Origin of the sequence: Brevibacillus sp. B_LB10_24 (assembly GCF_046036945.1) — a bacterium.
Taxonomy (GTDB): domain Bacteria; phylum Bacillota; class Bacilli; order Brevibacillales; family Brevibacillaceae; genus Brevibacillus_C.
In genome coordinates, this window is sequence record NZ_JBJQOQ010000029.1 from 43,075 (window position 1) to 60,213 (window position 17,139).

The 17,139-nt window shown below is 51.8% G+C and carries 20 protein-coding genes and 2 riboswitches; of the genes, 19 read left to right on the forward strand and 1 reads right to left on the reverse strand.

Annotated elements, in window-relative coordinates; genetic code table 11:
* Positions 1-217: 217 nt before the first annotated feature.
* Entirely contained in the window at positions 218-853 is a 636-nt protein-coding gene (locus tag ACI7RC_RS21285) for a DUF3885 domain-containing protein (RefSeq protein WP_408110200.1), read from the forward strand.
* A 60-nt stretch (positions 854-913) separates the two neighbouring features.
* Here ACI7RC_RS21285 and ACI7RC_RS21290 read toward each other — a convergent pair whose 3' ends face one another.
* A complete protein-coding gene (locus ACI7RC_RS21290; protein WP_408110221.1) occupies positions 914-1,138 on the reverse strand; it encodes an RsiV family protein in 225 nt (74 codons plus the stop codon).
* Between the two features lie 264 nt (positions 1,139-1,402).
* Positions 1,403-1,536, forward strand: a riboswitch (cyclic di-AMP (ydaO/yuaA leader).
* A gap of 271 nt (positions 1,537-1,807) precedes the next feature.
* Between ACI7RC_RS21290 and ectA the strand changes: the two genes are divergently transcribed.
* The 18 genes from ectA to ACI7RC_RS21380 all read left to right on the forward strand — a co-directional run.
* Entirely contained in the window at positions 1,808-2,323 is a 516-nt protein-coding gene (gene ectA, locus ACI7RC_RS21295) for a diaminobutyrate acetyltransferase (protein ID WP_408110201.1), read from the forward strand.
* 59 nt (positions 2,324-2,382) lie between these two features.
* Positions 2,383-3,621 carry a diaminobutyrate--2-oxoglutarate transaminase gene (ectB, locus tag ACI7RC_RS21300; protein WP_408110222.1) on the forward strand — a complete coding sequence of 413 codons (1,239 nt, stop codon included), beginning with the start codon at positions 2,383-2,385 and terminating at the stop codon, positions 3,619-3,621.
* Between the two features lie 5 nt (positions 3,622-3,626).
* Positions 3,627-4,007, forward strand: coding sequence for an ectoine synthase (locus tag ACI7RC_RS21305; RefSeq protein WP_408110202.1), 381 nt, complete (start codon positions 3,627-3,629; stop codon positions 4,005-4,007).
* A 46-nt stretch (positions 4,008-4,053) separates the two neighbouring features.
* Complete coding sequence (gene thpD, locus ACI7RC_RS21310; protein WP_408110203.1) at positions 4,054-4,944, forward strand: ectoine hydroxylase; 891 nt, start codon at positions 4,054-4,056, stop codon at positions 4,942-4,944.
* Between the two features lie 85 nt (positions 4,945-5,029).
* Positions 5,030-6,247: an aspartate kinase gene (locus tag ACI7RC_RS21315; RefSeq protein WP_408110204.1), complete on the forward strand. Its 1,218-nt coding sequence runs from the start codon at positions 5,030-5,032 to the stop codon at positions 6,245-6,247.
* Positions 6,248-6,305: 58 nt separating this feature from the next.
* Positions 6,306-6,481, forward strand: a riboswitch (cobalamin riboswitch).
* A gap of 70 nt (positions 6,482-6,551) precedes the next feature.
* The gene (gene bluB / locus ACI7RC_RS21320; protein ID WP_408110205.1) at positions 6,552-7,220 is read left to right on the forward strand and encodes a 5,6-dimethylbenzimidazole synthase; all 669 of its coding nucleotides are present in this window, start codon (positions 6,552-6,554) and stop codon (positions 7,218-7,220) included.
* A 68-nt stretch (positions 7,221-7,288) separates the two neighbouring features.
* Complete coding sequence (locus ACI7RC_RS21325) at positions 7,289-7,729, forward strand: Rrf2 family transcriptional regulator (protein ID WP_408110206.1); 441 nt, start codon at positions 7,289-7,291, stop codon at positions 7,727-7,729.
* A 121-nt stretch (positions 7,730-7,850) separates the two neighbouring features.
* Entirely contained in the window at positions 7,851-8,492 is a 642-nt protein-coding gene (locus ACI7RC_RS21330; protein ID WP_408110207.1) for an NAD(P)-dependent oxidoreductase, read from the forward strand.
* A 37-nt stretch (positions 8,493-8,529) separates the two neighbouring features.
* Positions 8,530-9,081: an NADPH-dependent FMN reductase gene (locus ACI7RC_RS21335; protein ID WP_408110208.1), complete on the forward strand. Its 552-nt coding sequence runs from the start codon at positions 8,530-8,532 to the stop codon at positions 9,079-9,081.
* Positions 9,082-9,318: 237 nt separating this feature from the next.
* Positions 9,319-10,218 (forward strand): isoaspartyl peptidase/L-asparaginase family protein, encoded by a 900-nt coding sequence (locus tag ACI7RC_RS21340; RefSeq protein ID WP_408110209.1) that lies wholly within the window; start codon positions 9,319-9,321, stop codon positions 10,216-10,218.
* Between the two features lie 47 nt (positions 10,219-10,265).
* Positions 10,266-10,907 (forward strand): GntR family transcriptional regulator, encoded by a 642-nt coding sequence (locus ACI7RC_RS21345; RefSeq protein WP_408110210.1) that lies wholly within the window; start codon positions 10,266-10,268, stop codon positions 10,905-10,907.
* A gap of 16 nt (positions 10,908-10,923) precedes the next feature.
* Entirely contained in the window at positions 10,924-11,694 is a 771-nt protein-coding gene (locus ACI7RC_RS21350) for an ABC transporter ATP-binding protein (protein WP_408110211.1), read from the forward strand.
* A complete protein-coding gene (locus tag ACI7RC_RS21355) occupies positions 11,687-12,391 on the forward strand; it encodes an ABC transporter ATP-binding protein (protein WP_408110212.1) in 705 nt (234 codons plus the stop codon). Before ACI7RC_RS21350 ends, ACI7RC_RS21355 begins: the two co-directional genes overlap by 8 nt.
* A 4-nt stretch (positions 12,392-12,395) precedes the next feature.
* Entirely contained in the window at positions 12,396-13,298 is a 903-nt protein-coding gene (locus ACI7RC_RS21360) for a branched-chain amino acid ABC transporter permease (RefSeq protein ID WP_408110213.1), read from the forward strand.
* 1 nt (position 13,299) lies between these two features.
* Positions 13,300-14,319: a branched-chain amino acid ABC transporter permease gene (locus tag ACI7RC_RS21365; RefSeq protein WP_408110214.1), complete on the forward strand. Its 1,020-nt coding sequence runs from the start codon at positions 13,300-13,302 to the stop codon at positions 14,317-14,319.
* An 80-nt stretch (positions 14,320-14,399) separates the two neighbouring features.
* Entirely contained in the window at positions 14,400-15,620 is a 1,221-nt protein-coding gene (locus ACI7RC_RS21370; RefSeq protein ID WP_408110215.1) for an ABC transporter substrate-binding protein, read from the forward strand.
* 25 nt (positions 15,621-15,645) lie between these two features.
* Positions 15,646-16,395, forward strand: coding sequence for a creatininase family protein (locus ACI7RC_RS21375; RefSeq protein ID WP_408110216.1), 750 nt, complete (start codon positions 15,646-15,648; stop codon positions 16,393-16,395).
* 104 nt (positions 16,396-16,499) lie between these two features.
* Positions 16,500-17,139, forward strand: a 640-nt coding sequence (locus ACI7RC_RS21380) for a C39 family peptidase (protein WP_408110217.1), incomplete at its 3' end; no start/stop codon positions are given.

Consider the following 17,139-nt stretch of genomic DNA (forward strand, 5'->3'; position numbering starts at 1 on the left):
TCTCAAACAGTCCGATCAAAATTGATAATCATTATCACTAGAGTAACCCATTTTGCCGTCAAGGTCAATCGTTTTCACCATTTTTTTCGTGGTACACTATTTTTGTTATTTTTATGTAGGGACGGGCTGTTGTGACACCTGCAGTTTGACGATGAGCTCCAGATGAGTATCACTAATAATATAGCTCAGTATTACACTAAAAGATTGGAGTGTTTATGTGCAACTCGAACATTACCTGAACAGCAGCTTTCCTAATCTGAAGCTAAGACCGCCTCTCTTTTACAATTGGGAACTAGGGATTCGGTTTGAATTGGGAGACCCAAACGAAGAAGACATAAAAAACTATATGGAGCGTGTCTATTCTCGTGCGACGACACTTTTCAAGGCACTTCATTCCGCAAAAGATGAGATCATCATTGTAGCAAACATTCATCACGACGGTGAAGAAAACTTATTCCGAAGACGAAAAATAAAGACATTTCAGCACTATATAAAGTCAAAAAAAGTCTTGTACAGGTTACAACACAATGTTATTCCTTATGTTTTTGAAGATGTTTACGATATCTACGATTTTGAAACCCATAGATTTGCCTTAAACTGTCAGGTTGCGGATGTAAAGTATGCGAACTTGATTAAAGCGATTTGTAATCAAGATATGGGTATAAAACCTAAGATCTCTCATGATGTATTCTTTGTTAACCTATCGAAAAATTCAATCTTCCACATTTACGATGATCGAGGTTGTGATGTAATTGCTTCATCCAAAGAATCCATTCGGTTTTTGTATGAACAATACAATAATTGGATTTTAAAATACGATGAAGAGGCAATTGACAGGTTATTTCTAAATTGAATAAACTTGCCACGATAAAGAGTAGTCATGACAGGTTTTTATATGAGTCCGTAATTCGTTTTACTGAAATAGATTACTGCCTTTCGGAATCAAAGACGCCAGCGGTATTGCGAATTCCGGGATCCCTGCTGCGTACGGCGTATACTCGTACAAACCGACGTAAAAGTCGACGGATTCTCCACGCAGGTAAAAAGGTTGATCATCAGAAATTGACGTAAACGGTGGAATTTGATACCCCATGTTTTCCGCTACAACCCGCAGCGGTACGTAAACCTCGGAGTGCATAATCAACGGTTGGCTATTGGCTATCTGATCGTGGCCATTGAGTCCGCTTGAATTGCGTGAACTCTTCTAACAATCTGACCAATGATGGCAGGATATGGGCGTAATTTTCTGCATAGGGCTGATATTTCCAGTTGATGGGATGAGAGGGGCCGAGAAGGGAAAATCGAACGGATTACCAGGGGTGTGCCTATTTCGATGTTATGGTAACATACAAACCATGTTTTACCCCAGTCGGATGAAAAAGGAGAGCGAGCGAAAAAACAATCAAATAGCGGGCCTAGTTCCGTTTTCGAAACGGAAGCGGGGGAACCACGTTTTGGGGTTAATTCTGTGCATGCAGAAGGGATGCGTCTCTGCCATCCTACCCGTCAGCTAACCTCGTCGGCTAAAGCAGATTTTCATCTTTCTAAAATGATTGATCCCTTGTGTACGCTCTTTTGCGGCAGCAGCCGGCGTACCCAAGTTACAAACCAGTCGACGCATCTGCTTGCCGGGTTGCCCAACCCTTATCCCACGGCAGCAGTTCGTCGACTTTTTCTATGTGCCATTCGCATGGTCTGACCGACGTTGCAGGGCGCGTTTTTGCGCACAACCATAATACTGAATATTGGTAATATTCATACTAAAATACACTGTTGATGAATCGAGACCGTGAAAGGAGGTGAGAAGATGAACACGGCTGCAGGAACAAAAAGCCGGGCGACAATCCGCAAAGCATCGGCCAAAGACGGTGCCGCGATGTGGAGATTGGCGGCGGAGTCGAAGGTGCTCGACCCCAATTCGCCTTATGCGTACCTGATGGCAGGCAGCTATTTTTCGGAGACATGTGTGGTAGCCGAAGTGGAGGAGGAGCTGATTGGTTTTGTCACCGCCTTTTGCCTGCCTGATAAGCCTGATACCTTGTTTGTTTGGCAAATCGGAGTCAGCGAAGGGCAACGGGGGAAGGGAATTGGCAGCAGCATGCTGCGTGCATTGCTGATGCGTGATGCCTGCCGGCAGGTCAGGTATCTGGAGGCGACCGTCACGTCGTCAAATGAACCGTCAAAGGCTCTTTTCCGCAGACTGGCGGCGGAGATGGGCACAGCCTGCGAAGTGAAGCCATGCTTTCCTGCGTCGCTTTTTCCCGGGCAGGATCACGAAGCGGAATGGACGTATCGCATAGGACCGTTAGACAAAACACGATAGGAGGTTACGCATTGAAAGCAATTGCCGAGACGCGAACACCCTTATACGTATTTGAACAGATGGAGTCAGAGGTTCGGAGTTACTGCCGAAGTTTTCCAACCGTTTTTACCCGGGCAAGCGGGTCCAGATTGTGGGATCGACAGGGGAAGGAGTACATCGACTTTTTTGCCGGGGCGGGGGCCTTGAACTATGGTCACAACCATCCCCGACTGAAAAAGCAGCTGATCGAATATCTGCAAAACGACGGGATTACCCACAGCCTGGACATGGCGACAGATGCCAAGGAAGCGCTGCTGCGCCGGTTTCACGAAGTGATTTTGCAGCCGAGAGGGCTTGATTACAAGGTGATGTTTCCTGGACCGACGGGGACCAACTCGGTAGAGAGCGCGCTCAAGCTGGCGCGAAAGGCGACGGGCAGGGAGCTGATCATGAGCTTTACCAGCGGCTTCCACGGCATGTCCCTCGGCTCGCTGGCTGTGACGGCGAACCGGATGAAGCGGGGAGGAGCGGGCATACCGCTCGCCAACACGGTTGTGATGCCGTATGAGAATTACCTGGGGAAGGATTGGGATACCACCGAGTACATTGAACGTCTGCTCGAAGACGATAGCAGCGGCGTATCTCTCCCTGCGGCTATGATCCTCGAAACCGTTCAGGGAGAAGGCGGGATCAATGCGGCCAGTATCCCCTGGCTGGTCAAAATCGAGCAGCTCTGCCGCAAGCACGGCATTCTGTTGATCGTCGACGACGTGCAGGCGGGCTGCGGACGAACAGGACCTTTTTTCAGCTTTGAGGAAGCCGGGATCAAGCCTGACATTGTCTGCCTCTCCAAATCGATCGGAGGTTACGGTTTGCCCATGGCCTTGACACTGTTTCGCCCGGAGCTGGATATATGGAAACCGGGCGAGCACAACGGCACCTTCCGCGGGAACAACCTCGGCTTTATCGCGGCTGCTGAGGCATTAACCTATTGGGAAAACGACGATTTAAGCAGGGACGTCCGAATGAAAGGCGACCTTGTTCGCCAGCACCTGGAGCATCTGGTCCAAACCTATCCGTTGATCAAAGGAGAGGTGCGGGGAAGAGGACTGATGCAAGGAATTGCCATCGGGGTCGATGATTTGGCTGACCGGATCTGCTCGCTTGCCTTCCGCCGCGGGCTGATCATGGAGACATCGGGACCAAAAAGCGAGGTTGTCAAGATCATGCCGCCATTGACGATCGATGAGCTGGACCTGAAAAAAGGCCTGTCTATATTAGAGGACGCGATCAAAGAAAGCCAGGAGAAAGGAAGGTAGGTACCATGATCGTAAAGCATTTACAGGATATTATCGGCACAAAGGACGACGTTGACACTCCTACGTGGAACAGCAGAAGACTGCTTCTGAAAAAAGACAACATGGGCTTTGCCCTGAACGATACGCTGATCAAGGCCGGTACAGAAACGTTCATCTGGTACGCGAACCATCTGGAGGCCGTGTACTGCATCGAGGGGGAAGGAGAGATCGAGGTGGTCGGCGGTGAAACCTACCCGATCCAGCCGGGCATGATGTACGCCTTAAGCGGTCATGAGAAGCATTACCTGCGGGCGAAGAGCACGATGCGAATGGTGTGTGTGTTCAATCCGCCGCTGACCGGGCGCGAAGTACACGATGAGAACGGAGTATACCCCTTGGTTGAGTAAATCGGCAGGATGAGATTTGGCGAAAAACCTGGAAGGAGAGGAAAGTATGAACCAACGCTACGTCGTCATGGAGGATTGCTATCCATCCCGCATCGAGGATACACCAGGCATCATCGAGCGAAAGGACCCTGTCGTCTATTCGGACGCAGGCTCCGGCACGTCCGAGCTGGATGCAGACATGCTTGCGTCCTATGAACAAAACGGATACCTCAACCTGAAAGGCTTCTTTTCGGCTGAGGAGGTCAAGACGTTTCGGAATGAGCTGCAGAGGCTGTGGCAGGAAAACAGGGAAACGGAGCGGAAGGAAGTGATCCGCGAGCCGCAGAGCCGCGAGATTCGCTCGATTTTCGCCGTACATCGAGACAGCGAGGTCTTTCGTCGGCTGTCGCAGCATCCGCGGCTGCTCGCCATCATCAGGCAGATCTTGGGCAGCGACGTGTACGTGCACCAGTCCCGGATCAATTACAAAAAAGGATTTACGGGCAAGGAGTTTTATTGGCACTCCGATTTTGAGACCTGGCACGTAGAGGATGGCATGCCGCGAATGCGGGCGTTAAGCTGCTCCATCGCGCTGGAGGAGAATCACCATTTTAACGGCCCGCTGCTGCTCATCCCCGGCTCCCACAAGAAATTCATCACGTGTGTGGGCAGAACGCCGGATGCGCATTACGAACAGTCGCTGCGCAAGCAGGAATACGGTGTGCCCGATCAGGCGAGCTTGCAAGAGCTGGTCGAGCATCACGGTATCGATACAGCCGTCGGACCGGCGGGAACGGTCACGCTTTTTGACTGCAACGTCATGCATGGCTCCAATGGCAACATCACGCCCTACCCGCGGTCCAATGTGTTTTATGTCTACAACAGCGTTGAGAACAAACTGGTCAGCCCCTTCTCGGGCCAGAAGCCGAGGCCGGATTACATCGCGACCCGCGATTGACGTTTTTACTACAGGGCCGCTTGCTTCGAGTGTGAACGCAGGCGGCTGCCTGTCTACCGGACTTACGCATACAGGGAGGAACAGGATGGCTCTCATTGTCCAAAAATACGGCGGCACTTCCGTAGGTTCTATTGACCGGATTCGCAAGGTAGCAAAACGTGTGATGGACAAAAGGAATGCCGGCCACCAGCTCGTGGTCGTCCTCTCGGCCATGGGCAAAACGACAGATGAACTGGTGAAGCTGGCAAAAGAAATTTCTCCCCACCCTGACGAGCGGGATCTGGACATGCTGGTCAGTACAGGGGAGCAGGTCTCGATTGCCCTTCTATCCATGGCGCTGCAGCGGGAAGGGTGCAGAGCTGTTGCGCTGACGGGCTGGCAGGCAGGGATTTTGACAGATTGCTGTCACGGCGATGCTCGCATCCGGCACTTCGAGAACAACCGGATTTGCGGGCACCTGCAGGAGGGCAAGGTAGTGATCGTCGCCGGCTTTCAGGGCGTGGATGAACACGGTGAAATCACCACGCTGGGCCGGGGCGGATCCGATACGAGCGCTGTTGCGCTGGCCGCCAGTCTGGGTGCGGAGCGCTGCGAAATTTATACGGATGTGACGGGTGTGTTTACGGCTGACCCGCGCCTGGTGCCAACTGCACAAAAGCTGTCCGCCATATCCTATCAGGATATGCTGGATCTTGCGCAACTGGGAGCGGGCGTCTTGCATCCGCGATCCGTCGAAACCGCACGGAAACGCCACGTCCGCCTGGTTGTCCGCTCCAGCTTTTCGGATGAAGAGGGGACTTATGTGGGAGCGGATGTGCCGGCTCAGGCGGAATCGGTCGCCAGGGGCATAGCCCATCAGGAGCAGATTTCCATTTTGTGGGTAAAAGGGCGGGAGATTCACCGCCGGACGCCGATGTTGACCGGCAATCTGCGGGAAGCGGGCGTTATGGCAAATGCTGTTCTCCACGGAACGGACCTTTTGTCGTTTCCGGTTGCGACAGAACAGCACAAAAAGGCAGCCGCTTTTTTGCAGGAGCAGCAGGAGAGTCTGGGCTTTGATGAGATGGAAGCGGAGCACGGCTTTGCGATGGTCTCACTTGTAGGGGTATCGCGGCATGCGTCCTCAAAGGTGCCAAAGACAATCAAGCGAAAAATGAAGGCGCTGCAAGTTCCGATTCGCTGGTTCCATCAGAGTGAGCGGAAAGTCTCCATCGCGCTGCCGGCCGAACAGGTAAAAACAGCCGTAAGGGCACTGCACCGGGAGCTGGGCTTGGATGCAGGTGAAAAGTTGGCAGTGAAGTAGGCGGCTGCTTGCCGCTTGCTCTTGATTTCCTTACGCGCTGCCGGTACGATAACATAAAAAGGAAATAAACCGATTTGGTGCCATGAAAACATGGAGAATAGGGAAGGAACCCACACGATGTGTCCATCGCTGTATGAAGCGAGTGAATGTACAACAATGCCACTGGGATGACTGGGAAGGCGTATATTCACGATGAGCTTGAGTCAGAAGACCTGCCAAATCTGGATCGCTTATTTGAGAAACGACACATTCTCAGTCTTTTTCGGGCTGGGAATGTGTTGTTTTTTTACAGGGGGAGGAAGAGATGCACTTGTTCAACGAATGGCAAAAGGAAGGCGTTTATAAGGCGATATTTGAAAGGAGAGACATACGGGAATTTCGTGCTGATCCGCTTCCGGAGGAGAAGCTGCAGAAGATTATCCTTGCTGGCCATCACGCTCCTTCCGTCGGATTCATGCAGCCGTGGAATTTTATCGTCGTCCAATCACAGGAACGAAAAGAGAGGTTGGCGACAATCTGTCAAAAGGAAGTGAAAGCACTCGCGATTCACTATGAGGATGAGCGAAAAACCAAATTCTTGTCTTTAAAGGTAGAAGGAATCAGGGAGGCGCCAGTTACCATCTGCGTGACATGCGACCCAACCAGGGGCGGCGGGCATGTACTCGGGCGCAATTCCATCCCGGAGACAGATATTCTGTCCGTGGCTTGCTGCATCCAAAATATGTGGCTGGCTGCTTATGCCGAAGGGATCGCCATGGGCTGGGTCAGTTTTTACAAGAAGCATGACGTGCGTGAGATCCTGGGCATTCCGCCGCATATCGAACCGGTTGCCCTGCTGTCGCTCGGGTATACCGATCACTATCCGGATGCCCCCCTGCTGGAACAGGCAAAATGGGAAAAGCGGCTGCAGGTTCGCGACCTGATCCGCCATGACAATTGGAATGAGGTTTGTCGTTGGCAGTTTGAAGACTGAAAGAGTTGAGAGGTTGACTTTCCATTTTTGTTGTAGCTATAATCGTTACAACGAGAGGGTGGAAGAAAATGAAAATCAGCAGTCGATTTAGCATCGCCGTCCATATTTTGTCGTTGTTGGCGATTGCCAAGGATGCACATGGGACGTCAGAATGGATTGCGGGGAGCGTAAATACGAATCCAGTGACCATTCGCCGGATATTGGGGCAGTTAAAAAAAGCAGGCTTGGCAAATGTGCGTGCCGGAACGGGCGGAGCGTTCTTGTTGAAGGATCTGGACGAGATCTCCCTGTTGGACGTGTACCGGGCGGTTGACGTCGTGGAAGAAGATCAACTTTTTCACATCCATGCCGAACCGAATCCGGAGTGTCCGGTGGGAGCCAACATCCAGGCAGTCCTGGAGCTGATCCTGAAACGGGCCCAACAGGCGATGGAGCAGATCTTGGCGGATATCACAATCGAGGAATTGGTAAACGTGCTCTCTCAAAAAATACAAGCGACTGCTGATTAGATTTTTTTCAACACGTTGTAATGTTGTTCGTTACAACGTTACAACGAATGGTGGAAGCCCCATTCGTGCAAAAAACAATGCGTGATGGTTATGCTAATAATCAACAACAGGAGGGGAAATGATGAAAGTTGCAGTCATTGGCGCAACCGGCAAAGCGGGAAGCCTGATAACGAAGGAAGCAGTGGAAAGAGGTCACGAAGTCACTGCGATCGTCAGGAATGCTTCCAAACTGACCGAACAACATGCTGCAGTGTTGGAGAAGGATGTTTTTGACTTGACGGCAGACGACCTTAAAGCGTTTGACGTCGTGGTCAACGCGTTTGGTGCCGCTCCCGGCAGTGAGCATCTTCATGTCGAAGCGGGAAGAGTGTTGATTGAAGCGCTGAAAGGCGCGCCGGATACGAGGCTGATCGTCGTCGGCGGGGCGGGAAGCCTGTTCGTTGACGAAGCAAAAACACTGCGTGTGATGGATGCGCCCGATTTCCCCAAAGAGTATCTCGCGACAGCGCAAAACCAGGGCAAAAACCTGGAGGACCTGCAGCAATCTACAGGCATCCGCTGGACGTTCATCAGCCCTTCGGCATTTTTTGATCCGCAAGGGAAGAGAACCGGATCATACCGGACAGGGAAAGATCTGCTGCTGGTAAATTCGAAAGGGCAAAGCTATGTCAGCTACGCAGACTTTGCCATTGCTGTATTAGATGAAATCGAGAATCCGCAGCATATCAACGAACGATTTACGGTTTCATCTGAATCAGAGTAATTCGCTCAAATCATTTATTCACGTGGAGGGAATAAAAATGAAAGTGGCAGCCATAGTAGGAAGCATTCGCAAGGAGTCTTATAATCTGAAGCTCGTCAAATTCATGCAGAAGCGGTATCAGGGACAGTTGGATATCGAAATTGTAAACATCCGCGACCTCCCGCACTACGACCAGGATATTGAAAATGAACCGTCTGCCGTGGTGAAGGAATTCAAAAGCAAGGTGGCTGCTGCCGATGCCGTATTATGGGCAACGCCCGAATACAATTACTCGATTCCAGGCGTACTGAAAAACGCCATCGATTGGCTGTCCCGCGTGGACAAAGTAATGATCGGCAAACCGTCGCTGATCATTGGAGCTTCCATGGGGGCTCTGGGAACGGTGCGTGCCCAGCAGCATTTGCGCGATATCCTGTATTCGATCGGTGTATCTTCTCCGATCATGCTGGGGAACGAAGTCTATATCGGAGCGGTTCACGAAAAAATTGATGAAAATGGCGTTTTGACCCACGAGCCGACAGTTGCTTTTTTAGATCAGGTCGTTGAGAGTTTTGTATCGTGGTGCAAGCAGGCTCAACTACAAAAATGACAGGATTCAGTCCACATCCTCCGTCTTCCATAAGGCTGGGGATGTTTTTCTTTTTGAATTGACTTTTCGCAATTGAGGGAAGTGTCCGTTATCATAAAAAATGAAAATCTTTGTAATAATGAGTTGAACATTGTAGAAATATGTGGTAATTTATTAGACAAATATTCCAGCGATATATCGCTAGTATATGCAAGAAATTTTTTTAACAGAGCAGAAGGCGGAGAGGAACAGTCGAAGATGAGTGTTATTTTGGCACATGGGAGCGTAGAAACCAGCACGGCGCCGGAGTATATCAACGGTTTGCTGGAAGCAGTGCAGAAGGGCTCGCAAATTTTGCAAAACAAGCAGCACGTGTTGGATGCTGTCGAAGCAGTGGTAAATGAATTGGAGGACAATCCGCTGTACAATGCCGGGCTGGGATCGGTGCTCAATCGCGACGGGATCGCGGAAATGGACGGAGCGATCATGGACGGACAGAGCGGCCGTTTTGCCGCTGTAGCCGCTATGCGCGATGTAAGGCATGCCATCTCCGTAGCCAGGCGGGTCATGGAGGAGACCAAACACGTCGTCTTGGCCGGCGAGGGCGCAACGCAATTCGCCAGAGAGAAGGGCTTTCCGGCAGATAACTGCATAACGGAGGATCAGCTGAAATCATGGCAATTGGCGATGCGCCTGCTGAAGGAGGGACAAGAGCTTGACTTCAGCCCATACACCGGCTTGAAAAAGGAGACGGATACCGTTGGCTGCGTAATTCTGGACAATCACGGCAAGCTGGCTGCCGGTTCCTCCACCGGGGGATCCTTCCTGAAATTGCCCGGTCGCGTAGGAGACACGCCGTTCATCGGCGGAGGCATTTTCGCTTCCGAACACTGTGCCATTGTCTGCACCGGACGAGGTGAAGCCTTCATCAAGACGTTAACGGCCAAGTACGTCGACGATCAGATTCGCGGCGGGGAAGATCCGGAAACAGCTGCTTGCAGGGCCATTGAACGGTTGCATCAATTGACGGGGGAAACAGGCGGCATCATTGTTGTAGACGCTTTAGGCCGAAGTGCAGCGGTACATAATTCTTACTCATTTCCGGTTGTGCGGCTGCATGACGGCCGTGCGGAGGAGATGAAGGTGCTGCAGATCTAGAAAACAAACAGAATCATCAATCTTTACAGATTGGCGAGGTGCGGTGGATGGTTACACGTAAAAAGTACTCTCTCTCTGAACAAGTATACAGAGACATTAAAGAATTGATTGTTTATGGCAAGATTAAACCGGGTGAACTACTGACTGTAGGCGAAATGGCTGAGCGGTTCAATGTAAGCAAAACACCCGTCCGGGATGCTTTTAATGAATTGAAGCATAACGGTCTGTTGGAGGTTCTCCCCTATAAAGGTTATTTTGTCAGCAAGGTCAATTTGCAAGATCTGAACGAACTTTTTACGCTCCGCATCCTGCTTGAGGGGGGGGCAGGCGAGCTGGCGGCACAGAACGCCACCAAGGAAGATATAGAAAAATTGGAAGAGTTGGCACGGGTACAATTTAGACCCGACGATGAAGAGAGTGAAATCGTGTTTATGAAGACCAATTTCAACTTTCACATCACATTGGCGGAAGCATCCAACAATCGGCGTCTGGTCAAATTGATCGAGAACAATCTGGATCAGATGCAGAGGGTGCTGTATCTCGACTTGAAGATAGCCAATCCGTATGCTATGAGCGAGGAACACACGGCACTGGTGAAGCTGATCAAAGAGCGAAATGCTGAAGGTGTAAAAAAAATGTTGGTCAGCCATATTGAAGCGTCTCGCAACCGCGTGGCTAAAAAGCTGTAACCCAGGAGGTGCCGCGATGATACTGGAGGCAATAAACCTTACCAAACGATACAAAGGATTGACGGCTGTCGACTCCTTCTGCCTGAAGATTGAACCCGGTATAATCCGTGGTCTGATCGGACCCAACGGCGCGGGGAAAACGACAGTATTTAACCTGCTGACGTCACTTGTTCAGATGACAGAAGGTCAAATTACCTTTCTGGGACAAGACATTACCGGGAAACGGCCGGATGAAGTCGCAAAATTGGGGCTTTCCCGCACCTTTCAAAATATACGTCTATTTAAAAAGCTGACCGTTCTAGAGAATGTCATGGTTGCTGCGCAAATCCACAAGAAATACGGCTTCTTTTCGACGGTGTTCGGCCTGCCGCAGTTTTTGCGGGAAGAGCGGGCCATTAAAGAGACGTCAGAGCACCTGCTGGAAGTGGTCGGATTGGCCCACCTGAGGGATCAGCAGGCAAAAAATCTTCCTTACGGCGACCAGCGCAGGCTGGAGATCGCCCGTGCGCTTGCCGTCAGTCCCAAACTGCTTCTATTGGACGAGCCGGCTGCGGGAATGAATCCGCAAGAGTCGATCGAGCTGTCCGAGATGATCCGGGAGATACGCCAGCAGTTCAACCTCAGCATTTTGCTGATCGAACACGACATGCCATTCGTCATGGACCTGTGTGAAAAGATTCAAGTGCTCAATTACGGCAAGCTGATTGCCGAGGGTACACCGGAGGAGATCCGCACGAATCCCGACGTCATCAAAGCTTATCTGGGGAGGGCGGCATCCCATGCTTAAAGTGGATAAAATCAATGTTTTTTACGATCAGATTCACGTTTTAAAAGACGTTTCGTTCGAAATTAACGAAGGCGAGCTGGTGGCGCTGCTCGGCTCAAACGGCGCAGGCAAAACGACGACGCTGCGAGCCATATCCGGGCTGCTGCGGCCGAGGTCGGGAAGCATCACTTACGACGGTCAAAATATCGCCAAAGTGCCGCCGCATAAAATTGTCTCACTGGGTATCGCCCATTCTCCGGAAGGAAGGCAGATTTTCTCCAGACTGACCGTTTTGGAGAATCTGCATATTGGCGGTTACATCCGTAAAACCGCCCAGGAGATCAGCGACGACATCGAGTGGATCTACTCGTTGTTTCCTGTGCTCAAGGAGCGGCAGCACCTGCCGGCAGGAGCGTTGAGCGGAGGAGAACAGCAGATGCTGGCGATGGGCCGTGCGCTGATGAGCAAGCCGAAGCTCCTGCTTTTGGACGAGCCGTCACTGGGACTGGCACCGATCATGATCGAGACCATTTTTAACGTCATCAAGGCGCTGCGGGAAAACAAGATGACGGTGCTTTTGGTCGAGCAGAATGCGTATGAAGCGCTGGAGATAGCCAATCGCGCATACGTGTTGGAAACGGGTATGGTCAAGCTGCAAGGTGCCGCACAAGACTTGCTGCACAATCCGGAAATTCAAAAGGCTTACCTTGGGGGATGATGCAATGGCATTCTCTTTTGACTACATCGTACAGCAGTTGATCAATGCAGTCGGCCTCGGCAGCGTGTACGCGCTGATCGCCATCGGTTACACGATTGTGTACGGCATTTTACGGTTGATCAACTTCGCTCACGGCGACATCCTGATGATTGCTGCTTACGTGATGATCGCTTTATTCGGGAGCATTCATTTGCCCTTTTTCATCGGTATTATCCTGGCGATGGCGGCCGCAGCGGCAGTCGGGGTGGTCATCGAGCGGGCGGCTTACCGGCCGCTGCGCAAAGCGCCGGAGGAAACGACGCTGATCACATCGTTTGCGGTCTCTATCCTGATCCAAAATCTCGGAGTCATGATTTTAAGTCCGCAGCCGAGGGCATTTTCCGTACCGGCTGCGCTGCAGTCGCCAATACAGCTTGGAAGCATCTCCATTTCCAGTGTCACGGTCATGATCATCGGGCTTACGGCGGTCCTGATGGCCCTGCTCACGCTGTTTATCAAAAAGACCAAGATCGGCGTGGCGATGCGGGCCAGTTCGGAAAATATCGACGCTGCCGTATTGATGGGCATCAACATCAATTCCGTAGTCCGTACGGCATTCATCATCGGTTCGGCGCTGGCCGCGGTAGCCGGGATCATGATGGCCTCCCAGTACGGACGGGTCGAGCCGTTCATGGGATTCGTACCCGGGTTGAAGGCCTTCGTCGCGGCGGTCATTGGCGGCATCGGCAATATCCCGGGAGCAGCGCTGGGCGGGCTGCTGCTGGGTGTCTGCGAAATCCTGTTCGTCGGATTTTTGCCGCCTGAACTGTCTGCCTTCAAGGATGCGTTTGTCTTTATTGCGCTGATCATCGTTCTGTTAATCAAGCCAACGGGCATATTTGGTGCCGCCGAAGATAGGAGGGTCTAGCGTGAATCCGTCTGTACAAACTTCTGATCTGCGACCGGCGCCGAAGCGAAATGCGAAAGTATACACCGTACTTGGGCTGGCAATTCTGTTTGGCCTGCTCATGGCGGCCAACTTTTTGCTCAACGGCTACTATCTCAGGCTGATCAATCTGGTTGGCATCAATATCATTCTCGTCGTCAGTTTGAATCTTACCAACGGTTTTACGGGTATTTTCTCCCTTGGGCACGCCGGATTTATGGCGATCGGCGCGTATACGACAGCCATCTTGTCGTACCCCTTGCAGAAGAAGCCGCTGTTGTTTCCGGAGATGCCGGGCTGGCTGCTGCAGATCGAGCTGCCGTTCGTCGTATCGCTTTTGATCGGTGGCGTCCTGGCGATCATTTGCGCTCTCATGATTGGATATCCCGTGCTGAAACTGAGAGGACACTATCTGGCGGTGGCAACGCTCGGGTTTATGATCATCGTGAACGTATTTTCTTCCAACCTGCACAGCATCACCCGGGGGAAAAGCGGGATCAGCGGCCTGCCGACTTATACGAACATCTGGTGGGTGTATCTGATCGCAGTCATTACGATTTACCTGATCTGGCGCATTCTGCACTCCGCTTATGGGAGAGCGATGCTGGCCATTCGCGAAGACGACCTGGCGGCAGAGGCTGCAGGGGTTCACGTCGTCAGGCACAAGCTGCTGTCTTTTTCGATCGGCGCTTTCTTCGCCGCCATCGGCGGGTCTCTGTACGGCCACCTGATCACCGGGATCAACCCTAACATGTTTTCCTATGCGATGACATTCGGCCTGGTCGTCATGCTGGTGATCGGCGGTTCAGGCAGCATCTTGGGCTCGGTTGTCGGCGCGATACTCGTCACATTGATCCCCGAGTTGTTTCTCAACAAGCTGGAGCGGGGCATCGACATCCTTGGCATTCACCTCCCCCAAATGTACGGGGCCAGTCAGGTGATTATGTCGATTGCGTTGATTACACTGATCATCCTCAGGCCAAAAGGTCTGTTGGGTAAATAGATGAGGCAAAGGGGGTGATTCTTTCTCGTTAACCGGGCAGATATCATATCCGCATCAACATTGAATTGGGAGGGGTTTTCATGAAACGATTTGTAAGTGTGATGCTAGTAGGGATGTTAGCACTGGTCGGCTGCAGCCAATCCAACACTGCCGGTACAGACAACGCTAACAATGCGAACAACGCTGCAGCACCGGCAGAATCCGGCGGAGGCAGCGGCGGCTCCGGGGAGATCAAGGTAGGGGCATTGTACAACTTGTCGGGAGGACAAGCGTCCCTTGACCTTCCTTCGCTCAACGGCTTCCAATTGGCTGCCGAGGAGATTAACGCAAACGGAGGGGTGAACGGCAAAAAGATCAAGGTGGTTGCTGTTGACGGAAAGACTGACTCGGCCGCTTCCTCTAATGGCATGCAGGAACTGGTCGACGTGGAAAAAGTAGTAGCTGTCGGCGGATTCAGCGATACGACATACGTTCAGGCAGCCGGTCCAATTGCCCAGAATGCCGGCATTCCATTTGTAACGTCGGGTGCAACTTCACCGTTGATCCCTAATCAAGTAGGCGATTTCATGTTTATGACTGCGTTTGGGGATGACGCCCAATCGTACGCCATTTCCGATTTTGCCACAAATCAATTGCAAGCCAAGACCGCATGGGTGCTGACTGATACATCGTCAGACTTTACCGTCAACGTCTCCAAGTTCTTCACGGACCGCTTTACGGGCAAGGGCGGCAAAATCGTTCTGGAAGACAAATACGACGGGGCGGCTGACAACGACTTCTCCGCTCAAATCACCCGCCTGCAAAACCTGCCGGAAAAACCGGACGTGCTGATGGTTTCCGCGCTTCCGGACAAAGCGGGAGTAGTCGTCAAGCAGATCAGGGACAAGGGCATTGACCTGCCGATCCTCAGTGCAGATGGTTTTGACACTCCAGCGCTGGTAACATTGGGCGGCATTCCGCAGACCAACAACGTATTTTTCGCGACGCACATGTCGCCGGAAAACTCCGACGAAAAGGTACAGAACTTTATGAAGGCTTATGAGAAAAAGACCGGCAATGCACCGGAGAACGCATTCGCCGCGCTGGGTTACGATACGATGTACTTGATCGCCGACGCGATCACTCGCGCTGGCAGCGAAGATCCAAAAGCCATTCGCGACTCTCTCGCGCAAACCAAAGGATTTAAAGCGGTCACCGGCGAAATCAACTACGAGAACAGCCGCGTTCCGAAGAAGAGTGTGACGATTATCGAAGTAAAAGACGGGAAGTTTACCTTCAAAGACAGCTTCATTCCGGAATAATGAAATTGTAAAGAGGTGAATGGTAATGGCTTTAATCGGTACGAAGATGACGGGTCACCAATTTAACAACAGCAAAGTGGACAAGGTGATTTTTGGTGTAGGAGCTTTTGAAAACCACGGTTACCACATGCCATTTGGCACAGATGCATTGATCTCCAACATCATTTGCGAAAAGCTGGCGGAACGCGTCGAAGGCTTGATGGTGCTGCCGCCGATTAACTATGGCTTGAGCCAGCATTACAACAAGTTCCCCTTTACGGTGAGTTTGACTCCTGAGACGACGACCAATGTCATCAAAGAGGTATTGCTGGAGGTCGTGCGCAACGGCATCAAGAAGATCCTGATCATGAACGGGCACGATGGCAATATCGCACCGATCGAGCTGGCAGCCCGCGCCGTCAAGGTAGCCCATCCTGACGTAACGATTGCCTGCCTGAATGACTGGTGGGTAGCCGCCGGCCGCATGGTTCCCGAGGGTACGTTCGATGTATGGAACGGATTGGGACACGCCGGCGAGGGAGAGACTTCAATGGGCCTCGCCCTGTTCGAAGAGCTGATTGAGATGGAACACGCAAAAGGCGTCGTACCCGACTTGCCGGATTTTGTCGAGATCAAATGGCGCTTTGAAGAGCTGACCAACACGGGTGCATCCGGCGACCCGAGCGTGGCGACGAAAGAAAAAGGCAAGCTGCTGGAAGCGGCTGTGCTGGACGTGTTGGAGAACTTCATCAGGGAAATGGACAAAAAAGATTGGAACTACGGCTTTAAAAAGTAAGCGAAAGAGTCCGGTGATGGCACCGGGCTCTTTTTTGCGTGCAACAAATATCTTCCAGATTCGTCATATGTGATAGATAAAGCGTTCAAATAAGGAGGGGGAACATGGTCGCCGTACCGTATTTTTCACAGTGGGAGTCTCGTCAGTTGGTGCCGGACTTTTTATCAGGGAGCTTGCACCCGGCCGACGATCCGTTATGGCATCTGTCCGGCGCAACGGATCGGGATGAGTACGCCCGATGGAGCTCCCACATCTGCGGCATGGCCTGTCTAAAAATGCTGCTCGCCCATTGGAGAGGAGAGGTTGTACCGACGATCGAACTGATGAAGCAGTGCCGGGATTACGGCGGATACGTGGTCGATGAAGCGGGGGCGATCAAGGGTTTGTTTTACCGTCCGTTCGTAACTTTTATCGCGGACAGGTTTGGTCTTGAAGCCGAGGTTAAGGAGCACACGCCGATCGAGGAGATTTGCGAGCTGCTCGATCAGGGGTATGTGTATTTGGCTTCAGTCCATCCCAGCATCCGCACGCCGGAGACGACGCCGCCCAAGCAAGGGGGACATCTAGTTTATGTATTTGGCCGAAATGAGCAGAGCCGGGAGATCATCTTTCACAATCCCTCAGGCCATACGCCGGCCAGTCAGGAAAATGTTCAGATAAGCTGCGATGTCTTCGCGCGTTTTTATGCCAAGAGGGGGATTTTAACATGTTTCCGAGAGAAGTCCCCTTCCTCTGCAGGTAGGG